This is a genomic window from Rathayibacter tritici, from assembly GCF_001641005.1.
GTDB classification, from domain to species: domain Bacteria; phylum Actinomycetota; class Actinomycetes; order Actinomycetales; family Microbacteriaceae; genus Rathayibacter; species Rathayibacter tritici.
In genome coordinates this window covers 2,519,366-2,531,493 of sequence record NZ_CP015515.1, presented here as the reverse complement: position 1 = coordinate 2,531,493, position 12,128 = coordinate 2,519,366, and the positions used below count along the sequence as shown (strand labels likewise).

Sequence of the window (12,128 nt, the reverse complement as noted above, 5' to 3'; positions counted from 1 at the left end):
GCCGAGCGGCCGGAATCCTCGTCCTGAGGGCTATTCCGGCCGCTCGGCCTTCGTTATGCAGGCGTCAGGCGCTGGCCCGTCGGTCCGCCGCGACGCGGATGAGGACAGTGGCCGCCAGGACGACCACGGCGGCGACCAGCGCGGCGATCCCGGCGGGGATCGAGACGAGCTCGCCGGCGAAACGGCCGACGGCTACCCACGAGAGCCCCCAGACCAGCGAGAGCATCGGAGCGAGGCGACCGCGGCCGGTGACGGCGAGGAGCAGCCCGACCAGTGCGGCGACGGCCAGTACGACGACCGCCCAGACTGCGGCTCCCGGCCCGTCGGCGCTGCCGACCCCCGCGCCGACCAGCCCGGCCGCCACGTTCGCCGCCGTGGCCACGCACACCCAGCCGAGGTAGAGGCCGAAAGTCCCGTCGGTCACGATCGCGTCGACTCCTCCGGCGGAGCGGGTGGTGCGCAGGATCACGAAGATGCGGGCGAGGACCGCGAGCAGCAGGGCGATCACGAGGACGCTGAGCGTCAGGAACCCGGCCTGCACGACCAGGATCCACGCCGCGTTGAGGAGCAGGCTCGCCGCGGCCCAGTAGCCGAGGCGACGGTGGCGGGTGCGGGCGGTCTGCGAGGGAAGGAATTGCCAGATCGCGTAGGCGATCAGGCCGGTGTAGATGACGCTCCAGATCGCGAATGCCGGGCCGTCGGGAGCGACAGGAGTGGAGGAGGCGGTCAGCGCTCCACCGGCCGCGTCCTGGATCTGCGTGCCGCCGGCCGCGCCGGATCCGATGAACGAGCCGAGGAGGGCGAGCACCGCGCTCGCGGCGACGACGGAGTGCCGGATGCGGTCGGTGCTTCGGGTGGCGGTCATGTCGCTCCTCCATTAGTCAGCTGGCTGAGTAATGAGAGTAGCGCGATTCTGCTCCCCGTTCACGGGGGCTTGCGGCGCGGCCCCGGCCCTGGATGAGGACCGGGGCCGAGCCTCAGGCGCGGGCAGCCGCGTACTGCTCGCGGATCACCGGGCGGTGATCCGGAGCGGGCTCTGCCACCGAGGTGACCGCCCAGGCCGGGCGCGAGCCGGTCAGCGCCCACGCAGCCTGCACGGCGGCGCCGTCGGCCACGTACTCGCCGGGCGTCGGCACCTGCACGGGCACGTCGAACACCTGGGAGGCCGCAAGTTGCACGGCGCGGTTCTGTGCGGCCCCGCCGATCAGGAGGATGCGGCGCGCCTCCACTCCCTGCGCGCGCACCGCGTCGAGGCCGTCGGCCAGACCGCAGAGCATGCCCTCGATCGCCGCGCGGGCCAGGTTCGGCCGTGTGGTCGAGGCGATGGTCATCCCGTGCAGGCTCGCGGTCGCGTCCGGCAGGTTCGGAGTGCGCTCGCCCTCGAAGTACGGGACGAGCACGAGACCGCCCGCGCCCGGCTCCGCCTCGAGCGCCAACGCGGCGAACTCGTCGAAGTCGCTGCCGAGCAGGGTCGCGGTCGAGGCGAGCACGCGCGCGGCGTTGAGCGTCGCGACCAGCGGCAGGAAGCGTCCGCTCGCGTCGGCGAAGCCGGCCACGGTCCCGGAGGGGTCGCGCACCGGGTCGTCGGTCACCGCGAAGACGGTGCCGCTCGTGCCGATGCTGACGACCACGTCGCCGGGTCCGGCGCCGAGGCCGAGCGCGGCTCCTGCGTTGTCGCCCGCGCCGGGGCCGACGACGAGGCCGCTCTCGGTGCGGCCCGCCTCCTCCGAGGGGCCGAGCACGCGGGGGAGGAACGGGCGGTGGCCGAGGGCGCGCTCGAGCAGGTCGAGGTCGTAGCCGTCGGCTCCCCAGTAGGAGGTGCCGGAGGCGTCGGAGCGGTCGGTGGTCAGTGCGTCGAGCTGCGGTCCGCGGGCGGAGTCGGGGCCGTAGCCGAGCAAGCGCCAGGTCAGCCAGTCGTGGGGGAGTGCGACAGCAGCGACGCGAGCGGCGTTCTCGGGCTCGGCGTCGCGCAGCCAGCGGAGCTTGGTGGCGGTGAAGGAGGCGACCGGCACCGATCCGGTGCGCTCCGCCCAGGCCTGGGCACCGAGCTCCTCGATCAGCGCGGCGGCGGCGGGGGCGCTGCGGGTGTCGTTCCAGAGCAGGGCGGGGCGGATCACGGCGCCGTTCTCGTCGAGGACGACCATGCCGTGCTGCTGCCCGCCGACCGAGATCGCGGCGACGTCGTCGAGTCCGCCGGCGTCGGCGAGGGCGAGATGCAGCGCTTCCCACCACGCGGCCGGATCGACCTCGGTTCCGTCGGGGTGGCTCGCCCGGCCGGTGCGCACGACGGCGCCGGTGTCGAGGTCGCGCACGACCACCTTGCAGCTCTGGGTCGACGAGTCGATGCCTGCGACGAGCGTCATCACTGTCCTCTTTCGTTGGGGGGTTCGGGCGCGTGGGTGGCCGGTTCCGGATGCAGGAGAACGGACGAGATCCCGTGCCGGGGCAGGGGATCTCGTCCGTCTCAGGGGGTCCCGCGGTGGACCGCGGGATCAGGGGATGCTGGTCAGCTGCGGGCGCCGAGCAGGTGCTCGGTGGCCAGCTGCTGCAGGCGCACGAAGCCGAAGCCCTTGCCGCCGAGGTAGGCGTCGGCGTCGAACGACTCGTACGAGGCGGTGTCCGCGAGCAGGTCGTCGTACGACTCGCCCTCGTTCAGCGTCGGGGTGGACAGCTCGGCGACCTTCGCGGCGGCCAGTGCCTCCTGCACCTCGGGGTCGGCGCGGAAGGCCGCGGCGCGCTCCTTGAGCAGCAGGTAGGTGTGCATGTTCGCGGCGGCCGAGTCCCAGACGCCGGTCTCGTCCTCGGTGCGCGAGGGCTTGTAGTCGAAGTGGCGCGGGCCGTCGTAGCTGGGGACGCCGCCGGGGCCGCCGTTTTCGAGCAGGTCGACGAGTGCGAACGCGTTGTGCAGGTCGCCGTGACCGAAGACGAGGTCCTGGTCGTACTTGATGCCGCGCTGGCCGTTGAGGTCGATGTGGAAGAGCTTGCCGTGGTACAGCGCCTGGGCGATGCCGGCCGCGAAGTTCAGGCCCGCCATCTGCTCGTGACCGACCTCAGGGTTCACGCCGACCAGCTCGGGGCGCTCGAGGGAGTCGATGAAGGCGATCGCGTGGCCCAGCGTCGGCAGCAGGATGTCGCCGCGGGGCTCGTTCGGCTTGGGCTCGATGGCGAAGCGGATGTCGTAGCCCTTGTCGGTGACGTAGTCGCCGAGCAGGTTGACGGCCTCGCGGTAGCGCTCGAGCGCCGCGCGGATGTCCTTCGCAGAGTCGTATTCGGCGCCCTCGCGGCCACCCCACATCACGAAGGTCTTCGCGCCCAGCTCGGCGGCGAGGTCGATGTTGCGGAGGACCTTGCGCAGCGCAAAGCGGCGCACGTCGCGGTCATTCGACGTGAAGCCGCCGTCCTTGAAGACCGGGGCGCTGAAGAGGTTGGTGGTGACCATCGGCACAACGAGGCCGGTCGACTCCAGTGCACCCTTGAGGCGGTCGATCTGGGTCTGGCGCTCGGCGTCGGTGGAGCCGAAGGCGAACAGGTCGTCGTCGTGGAAGGTGAGGCCGTAGGCGCCGAGCTCGTCGAGCTTCTCGACCGCGTGCACGACGTCCAGCGGCTCGCGGGTCGGGCCGCCGAACGGGTCCGTCCCGTTGTAGCCGATGGTCCAGAGGCCGAACGAGAACTTGTCAGCGCGGGTGGGGGTCAGGGACATGAGATCCGAATCCTTTCCGGCGACGTCGCCGAATTGTTGTTGGCTCCAACATATCCCGTGCGAGCGGAGGGGCGCAACGCCTCCGGCAACGCCCGACCCGTCCGCCGAGCGCTTGTGCAAGCGCTTCGACTGTGCGTACAGTCGCTCGAGCACCACCGGTCGAAGCGCTTCGAAGCTCGGCCGCGACCGACGACGACGTCCGGCAGGAGGAATCATGGCGACCATTCACGACGTGGCCCGCGCTGCCGGAGTCTCGATCAGCACCGTCTCCTACGCCCTCTCCGGCAAGAGATCGATCGCCGCCTCCACTCGGCAGCGCGTGGACGACGCGGTGCGCCAGCTCGGCTACCGGCCGCACGCCGGGGCCCGAATGCTCGCCGGCGCGCGGACCCACATCCTCGCCCTCTCCGCTCCGATGCGCGGCGAGTTGCACCTGCCAACCCACATGCGCTTCGTCACCGAGGTGCTCGAGCGGGCCAGGGAGTCGGACTACGACGTGCTGCTGCTCGTCACCGACGAGGCTTCCAGCGGCATCGGCCGCGTCTCCTCGTCCTCGCTCGTGGATGGCATCGTCCTGATGGGTGTCGACGACGACGATGACCGCGCCGAGTTGATCCGCGCGGCGGGCGTGCCCGCCACCTTCATCGGAGTGCCTGCCGACTCCCACGATCTGGCCTGCGTCGACCTCGACTTCGCCGAGGCCGCCCGCCAGAGCGTGCGTCGACTCGCCGATCTGGGTCATCGCTCGCTCGGGCTGCTCGAGCACCCGCAGTCGTACACCGATCGCAACGCCGGCTTCGTCCGCCGCTTCGACGAGGCATTCCGCGCCGAGGCTGCGGCGCTGGGAGTCGAGATCGCCGTCGAGCGCCCGCACCTCGGCCGCCCGAGTGCGTCGGCCGCGATCGACGCGATCCTGGCCGCCCCCGTCTCGCCCACCGCCCTCGTGCTGCACTGCAACGAGCCCGTGGCGGAGGCGGCGATCGAGCGGGTCCTCGAGCGGGGCCTCTCGGTGCCCGGCGAACTGTCGATTCTGGCCGCGTGCGCCAGCTATGACGGGGGCGACCTTCCCGTGCCCACCAGTAGCCTTCCCCTCCCGTTCGACGCGATGTGCCGAGCGGCCGTCGCGCGGACCCTCGAGCAGATCGACTCCGGCCGCACCGTCGGAGTCGAGCTGCTTCCGCCCTCCTACGTCGACCGCGGGTCCCTCGCGGTCGCTCCGACCGGCGCCGCGGTGTCGGCGGTCCCGTCCGGCGCTCGCGTGCCGGCCGCCCTCTAGTCCTCCTCCTCCCTTCTGCACCGACTACCACTGGCCGCACTGTCCGCACTGTCCGCACTGTCCGCACTGTCGAAACGCTTCGACCATTCGCGCGAGAGAGCCCTCCCTGCTCCACCCCCCGCAGCACCACCGCACCGTTCGAAGGAGAACCACCGCAATGACGCTCCGATCCCGCTCCGCCTTCCACCGCCCGACCGCCGGTCTCACCCGGCGCAACCTGCTCGCCGGCGGAGTCGGCCTCAGCGCGATGTTCGCGCTGACCGCCTGCTCCGGAGGCGGCTCCGACGCCGGCTCCGAGGCACTGTCGACCACGGTCGACGGCGCCGGCCGCACCCTCACCCTCTGGGACTTCGAGACGCCCGACAGCGACCGCGGCATCGCCTGGCTCGCCGCCCGCGACATCTTCACGCAGGAGACGGGCGCCGAGATCGCCTACGAATTCAAGGCCTTCGAGCAGCTGCGCACCGGAGCCAGCCAGATCTTCAACTCGAACTCGGCGCCCGACGTCGTCGAATACAACAAGGGCAACGCGACCAGCGGGCTCCTCTCGAGCCAGGGCCTTCTCACCAACCTCGACGAGGCGGTCTCGTTCTACGGCTGGGACTCGCTCATCCCCGGCGCCCTGCAGACCACCGCGAAGTACGACGAGAACGGGATCATGGGGTCCGGCTCCTGGTATGGAATCCCCAACTACGGCGAATTCACGTTCGTGTACTACAACAAGGACGCCTTCGCCGCGAACGGCCTCGAGGTGCCCACCACCTACGAGGAGTTCACGGCTGTCCTGGACGCCTTTGTCGCGAAGGGGATCACTCCGCTGGCCGAGGCCGGCGCCGAGTACCCGTTGCAGCAGCTCTTCTACCAGCTCGCGCTGCTGAAAGCCGACCGCTCCTGGATCACGGACTACCAGACCTACACGGGAGAGGTCGACTTCGAGGACGCGGCATGGAGCTACGCCGCCGATCAGCTGAAGACCTACGTCGATAAGGGCTACTTCTCGGCCGACGCCTCCGGGCTGAAGGCCGAGGACGCGGGCACGGCGTTCATTTCGGGCCAGTATCCGATCTTCTTCTCGGGCTCGTGGTGGTTCGGCCGCTTCACGACCGAGATCACCGGATTCGACTGGGACACCTTCCTCTTCCCGGGCGCCGAGTTCACGATGGGTTCGGCGGGCAACCACTGGGTGATCCCGGAGACGGCGAAGAACAAGGATCTCGCCTACAAGTGGATCGACATCACGATGCGGCCCGAGATCCAGAACCTCATCGGCAACAACGGAGGCATCCCGCTGGTCGTCGACGAGAGCGCCATCACGGACGAGAAGAGCAAGGCGCTGCTCTCGCAGTGGAAGACGGTCGTCGCCGGCGACCAGCTCTCCTTCTACCCCGACTGGCCGACCGCGACCTTCTACGACGACCTCGTCGCCGCGACCCAGGAGCTGATCAACGGCTCCTCCGACCAGTCCGCCATGCTCGCCGACCTCCAGTCCACCTACGACGACGGAGTCGCCGACATCAAGTAACGCCACCCCGCCCCCTCCCCTCCGCGAGATGCCACTTATGAGGGCGACACGCCGTCGTACCCCGTCGTAAGTGGCATCTCGCGGCAGGACAACCCACGAATCCGTCCGAATGAGGAGTACCTATGACGACGACAGCACCTCGTCGCGCGGAGAGCGCCACAACGCCGCCCCGCGAGAAGCGCTCCGGCGGCTACTGGCTCTACCTGATCCCGGGGTTCGTGCTCTTCACGTTCATCGTGCTGATCCCGCTGGTCTGGAACGTCTACATCAGCTTCACGTCCTGGCGCGGCATCAAGCCGCCGACCTTCATCGGCCTCGACAACTGGGTCGAGCTCATGGGCGATGACCAGTTCTGGACCTCGTTCCTGAACTCGGTCTACATGATCATCGCGATGGTGATCGTGCCGACGATCCTCGGCCTCCTGCTCGCCGCGATCCTTTTCGACCTCGTCGGCAAGAAGTTCGGCGGGCGGCTGGCGAGCTTTCTCCGCGCCACCTACTACCTCCCGCAGATTCTGCCGACCGTCATCGCCGCGATCGTCATCGGTTGGATCCTGCGACCCGACAGCGGTGCGCTGAACTCGATCCTCGAGGCGGTCGGCCTCGGCTCCCTGTCGCACGACTGGCTGGGCAAGCCCGACACGGCGATGCTCTCGATCATGGTCGTGATGATCTGGGTGCAGCTGGGCTATCCGGTCGTGATCTTCATGGCGGCGCTGCAGCGGGTGGATCCGGAGCTCTACGAGGCCGCCGAGCTCGACGGGGCGAACTGGTTCCAGCGCTTCCGCTGGATCACGGTCTCGATCATCCGCCCCGAAATCTTCGTGGTCACCCTCACCTGCACCATTGCCGCACTGAAGGTGTTCGGCCCGATCTATGCGCTGACCCGCGGCGGGCCCGGCGACTCCACGATCGTTCCCTCCTACTACTCCTACACCGAGTTCTTCCAGAAGCAGCAGGTGGGCTACGGCGCCACCATCGCGACCGCGCTCACGATCGTCATCGTGATCCTCGCCGTGCTGTTCATCCGCGCGCAGGAGCGCGTCGAGCGCAGCGAAGGAGCCCGCTGATGTCGGCCATCGAAACCCTGCCCCTCACTCAGGCCGGCACGGGGGACGCGGACCTCGCGTCCACCCGTCCGCCCACGCCGGCGAAGGGAGCCAGCAAGCGGACGGTCGGCGACTGGGTGATCCTCGCGGTCGCGGTCGTGATCGGACTGGTGATCATCAGCCCCGTGCTGCTGATTCTGCTCAATTCGTTCAAGACCCCCGCGGAGTATTCGGCGAACGGCCCGCTCGCCTTCCCCACCGGTCTCTCCTTCGATGGCCTCTCGACCTTCTGGAGCCGCGTCGACTTCCCCGAAAAGCTCGGTAACTCGATCCTGATCTCTGGCTCGGTCGCGATCCTCGCCGTCGCCCTCTCGGTGCTCAACGCCTACGCGATCGGGATCGGCCGAGTGCGCGGTCGGAGCTGGATCATCGTCCTGTTCCTGCTGGCCAATATGCTCCCGCAGGAGGCCCTGCTCTACCCGCTGTACTACATGTTCAAGGCGGTCGGGATCTACGACACCCAGCTCTCCGTCATCGTCATCTTCACCGTGATCCAGTCGGCGTTCGGCACCTATCTGCTCTCGAGCGTCTACGGCACCTTCCCGAAGGAGATCCTCGAGGCCGCCGCTCTCGACGGCGCCTCGAAGTGGCAGGTGCTCACCCGGGTGATCGTCCCGATCTCGCGGCCGACTCTCTCCGTCCTGATGATCTTCTTCTTCATCTGGACCTGGAACGAGTTCCTCATCCCGCTGGTCTTCCTGGTCAGCGACGCGACGCAGACCGTGCCGATCGCGATCTCGAGCCTCCAGGGCGACAAGATCATGGACGTCACCACGACCAGCGCGAGCGCCCTCCTCGGCCTGCTCCCGACGCTGATCTTCTTCCTGATCTTCCAGCGCACCCTCACCCGCGGCATCACTGCCGGCGCGGTGAAGTAGCCTCTCTCCCTCCACCGCCTGCGGGGTCCTCGCTCGGATCCCGTCGGCGCGCCATCGAAAGGCACCCCATGAAGTTCACCGACGGGTTCTGGCAAACGCGGGCCGGATTCACGCCCCTGTTCGCTCAGGAGGCATACGACATCCGCTCCGACGGCTCCTCGCTCGAGGTGATTGCCCCGACCCGCGTCATCCAGGGCCGCGGCGATGTGCTCAACCGGCCAGCACTCACCGTCACCCTCTCCTCACCGGCCGAGGGAGTCGCGCGGGTGCGCATCGAGCACTGGCGCGGCACGGCGACGCGGCCGGGCTTCGAGCTGGTCGAGGGTGACGTCGGAGTGGCGGAGGTCATCGAGGAGGGCGGTGTGCTGCGCACCGGCGACCTCGAGGTCCGCATCGCGCAGGGCGCTCCGTGGTCGTTGGAGTTCTGGGACACCTCGACCGGCACGCGCCTCACCGGCTCCGGGCACAAGGCGCAGGGGTACCTGACCGGACCCGACGGAGCCGCCTACCTGCACGAGCAGCTCGACCTCGGTGTCGGCGAGCTGGTCTACGGGCTCGGCGAGCGCTTCGGCCCCTTCGTGAAGAACGGCCAGAGCGTCGATGTCTGGAACGCCGACGGCGGCACCTCCTCCGAGCAGGCCTATAAAAACGTGCCGTTCTACCTCTCCAGCCGCGGCTACGGCGTGCTCGTCAACGATCCCGGCCTCGTCTCGTTCGAGATCGGCTCGGAGGCGGTCGAGCGCGTGCAGTTCTCGGTCGGCGGCGAGGCGCTGGAGTACCTGGTGATTCAGGGCCCGACGAAGAAGGATGTGCTGCGCCGCTACACGGGCCTCGCGGGCCGCCCCCGCGTCGTGCCCGCCTGGAGCTATGGGCTCTGGTTGACGACCAGCTTCACGACGAGCTACGACGAGGAGACGGTCAACTCCTTTATCGACGGCTTCGCGGAGCGTGAGTTACCGCTCTCGGCGTTCCACTTCGACTGCTTCTGGATGCGCGAGTTCCAGTGGACCGACCTCGAGTGGGACCCGCGCACCTTCCCGGACCCGGAGGGGGTCCTCGCCCGCCTGCACGCGCGCGGTCTGCACACCTGTGTCTGGATCAACCCCTACATCGCCCAGGCGTCGCCGCTGTTCGCCGAGGGTCGCGAGAAGGGCTACCTGCTCCGCACGGCTTCGGGCGACGTCTGGCAGTGGGACCTGTGGGTCGCCGGCATGGCCCTGATCGACTTCACGAACCCGGAGGCGACCGCCTGGCTCCAGGAGAAGCTGCGCGTGCTCGTGCGCCAGGGAGTCGACTCCTTCAAGACCGACTTCGGCGAGCGGATCCCGTCCGAGGGAGTCGCCTGGGCCGACGGGACCGACCCCGAGGCCATGCACAACTGGTACACCCAGCTCTACAACCGCGCGGTGCACGAGGTGCTGGAGCAGGAGCTCGGCGAAGGCCGGGCCGTGCTCTTCGCCCGCAGCGCCACTGTCGGCGGGCAGTCGCTGCCGGTGCACTGGGGCGGGGACAACACCTCCTCCGCCGTGTCGATGGCCGAGACCCTGCGCGGCGGGCTCTCGCTCGCGCTCGGCGGGTTCGGCTTCTGGGCGCACGACATCGGTGGCTTCGAGGGCACGCCCGACCCCGGAGTGTTCAAGCGCTGGCTCGCGTTCGGCCTGCTCTCCTCGCACTCGAGGCTGCACGGCTCGTCCTCGGTGCGCGTGCCGTGGGCGTTCGACGAGGAGGCGGTGGAGATCACCCGCCTCTTCACTCGGCTGAAGCTCTCGCTGATGCCCTACCTCTACGCGGCGGGGGCGGAGGCGGCCCGCACCGGCGTCCCGATCATGCGGGCGATGGCGCTCGAGTTCGAGGACGACCGCAATGCCGCCCACCTCGACACCCAGTACCTCCTCGGCCACGACCTGCTCGTCGCTCCGGTGTTCACCGAGGACGGCACGGTCGAGTTCTACCTGCCGCGCGGGACCTGGACCAGCTGGTGGACGGGCGAGAGGATCGCGTCGACGGGGGAGTGGCGCCGGGAGATGCACGGCTTCGACTCACTGCCGCTGTATGTGCGTGAGGGCGCGGTGATTCCGGTGGGCGCGCGCGAAGACACGGCCGAGTACGACTACCTCGACGGGCTGCGGCTGCGGGTGTTCCCGGGGCCGGACGGAGTGACGCCGGTGCGCGTCGTCGCGCACGACACGGGGGAGGAGACGGTGTTCACGGTGACGCGCTCGCGAGGTGAGGTGACGGTGAACGGGCCGGCCGGGACGTGGGGGTGGGTCGCGGTCTGAGTGCGCCGCCGGTCCGTCCGCCGCCGCCCCCGCGGCTAGGCTGACCCCCGCAAGCAGAGGAGACCGCGGTATGCCCGACCACTCGACGCGCGGCAACAACCTCGACCGCGTCCGGCGGCACAATCTCTCGGCGATCCTCCGCCTCGTGCATCGCGGCGGCCCCCGCTCCCGCTCTCAGCTGACGCGCCTCACCGGCCTGAACCGCTCCACCATCGCCGCCCTGGTCAGCGAGCTGGTCGAGCTGGGCATCGTGCGCGAACGCGAGCCCGCCACGGCGAACCAGGTCGGCCGGCCGAGCCCCGTCGTCGAGGCCGATCCCGGAGTCGTCGCGCTCGCCGTGAACCCCGAGATCGACGCTGTGACCGTCGCCGTGGTCGGCGTGGACGCCACCGTGCGCCGCCGCATCCGCCGCTCCGCCTCCGTGCCCACCGCCGAGGCCGCTGCACGCCTGGCGGCCGAGGCGGTCGCCGAGCTGCTGGCGGAGCTCCCCGACCAGACCCGCACGGTCGGCATCGGCGTCGCTGTCCCGGGCCTCGTGCGCGACGCCGACGGTCTCGTCCGGGTCGGTCCCCACCTCGGCTGGGACGACGAGCCCTTCTCCCGCATGCTCGCCGAGGCCACCGGCCTGCCCGTCCTCTCGGCGAATGACGCCAACCTCGGCGCGCTCGCCGAGAGCGTGCTGGGCGCCGGTCGCGACGTCTCGCACCTCGTCTACCTCAACGGCGGCGCGAGCGGAGTCGGCGCGGGCGTCATCATCGGCGGCGCGCCGCTGCACGGCATCGACGGCTACGCGGGCGAGATCGGCCACACCCTGGTCAACAGCGCGGGGATCGACTGCCACTGCGGCGCCGTCGGCTGCCTCGAAACCGAGGTCGGGCGCGCCGAGCTGCTCACCGTGCTCGGCCTCGACGAGGGCGAGCGGCTGGAGGAGGCGCTCGCCGCCTCGGAGGATCCGGCCGTCCGGGCCGAAGTCGAGCGCCAGCTCGGTCACCTCGCGGTTGCCCTGCGCAATGTGATCAATGTGTTCAACCCCCAGCTCGTGGTGCTGGGCGGCTTCCTCGGCGCGCTGATCGGCGTCGCGCCGGGGTTCCTCGAGGAGCGGCTGGGCCGCGGCGGCCCGTTCCGCGTCGCGCTCGACTCCGTGCGCATCGTCCGCACCGAGCTCGGCGCCGATCTGCTGATGCTCGGCGCAGCCGAGCTCGCCTTCGAGCGTCTGCTCGCCGACCCGATCGCCACCCCGCTCCACCCCGTCTGACGCCGGGCGCTGCCCCGCCTCCCGGCACCTTTCGGCTCGCAGAATCCGTTCCGGCTCGCGGGAACCGCTACTTCTCACGAGCCGGACACGGTTCCACGAGCCGAAGCCG

9 protein-coding genes are annotated in these 12,128 nt (G+C 69.9%); 6 read left to right on the top strand and 3 right to left on the bottom strand.

Translation table 11 applies throughout. The features are described from left to right. Positions 1–64 precede the first annotated feature (64 nt). From A6122_RS11425 to xylA, 3 genes are all read right to left on the bottom strand, one after another. A complete protein-coding gene (locus tag A6122_RS11425) occupies positions 65–865 on the bottom strand; it encodes a tryptophan-rich sensory protein (RefSeq protein WP_068255018.1) in 801 nt (266 codons plus the stop codon). Positions 866–977: 112 nt separating this feature from the next. Continuing rightward, positions 978–2,363: a xylulokinase gene (gene xylB, locus A6122_RS11420; RefSeq protein ID WP_068255016.1), complete on the bottom strand. Its 1,386-nt coding sequence runs from the start codon at positions 2,361–2,363 to the stop codon at positions 978–980. Positions 2,364–2,506: 143 nt separating this feature from the next. Then, positions 2,507–3,700: a xylose isomerase gene (gene xylA / locus A6122_RS11415; protein WP_068255010.1), complete on the bottom strand. Its 1,194-nt coding sequence runs from the start codon at positions 3,698–3,700 to the stop codon at positions 2,507–2,509. A gap of 214 nt (positions 3,701–3,914) precedes the next feature. Here xylA and A6122_RS11410 point away from each other — a divergent pair, with 214 nt between their 5' ends. From A6122_RS11410 to A6122_RS11385, 6 genes are all read left to right on the top strand, one after another. Continuing rightward, positions 3,915–4,976, top strand: a complete 1,062-nt coding sequence (locus tag A6122_RS11410) for a LacI family DNA-binding transcriptional regulator (RefSeq protein ID WP_068255008.1) — start codon at positions 3,915–3,917, stop codon at positions 4,974–4,976. A 157-nt stretch (positions 4,977–5,133) separates the two neighbouring features. Continuing rightward, positions 5,134–6,498, top strand: a complete 1,365-nt coding sequence (locus tag A6122_RS11405) for an ABC transporter substrate-binding protein (protein ID WP_068255005.1) — start codon at positions 5,134–5,136, stop codon at positions 6,496–6,498. A gap of 122 nt (positions 6,499–6,620) precedes the next feature. After that, entirely contained in the window at positions 6,621–7,568 is a 948-nt protein-coding gene (locus A6122_RS11400; RefSeq protein ID WP_068255002.1) for a carbohydrate ABC transporter permease, read from the top strand. Further along, positions 7,568–8,485 carry a carbohydrate ABC transporter permease gene (locus A6122_RS11395; RefSeq protein ID WP_084416008.1) on the top strand — a complete coding sequence of 306 codons (918 nt, stop codon included), beginning with the start codon at positions 7,568–7,570 and terminating at the stop codon, positions 8,483–8,485. The genes A6122_RS11400 and A6122_RS11395 overlap by 1 nt, the downstream gene beginning before the upstream one ends. Before the next feature lie 68 nt (positions 8,486–8,553). Next, complete coding sequence (yicI, locus tag A6122_RS11390) at positions 8,554–10,764, top strand: alpha-xylosidase (RefSeq protein WP_068254999.1); 2,211 nt, start codon at positions 8,554–8,556, stop codon at positions 10,762–10,764. 70 nt (positions 10,765–10,834) lie between these two features. Further along, positions 10,835–12,019, top strand: coding sequence for an ROK family transcriptional regulator (locus tag A6122_RS11385; RefSeq protein ID WP_068254996.1), 1,185 nt, complete (start codon positions 10,835–10,837; stop codon positions 12,017–12,019). Positions 12,020–12,128: the final 109 nt, after the last annotated feature.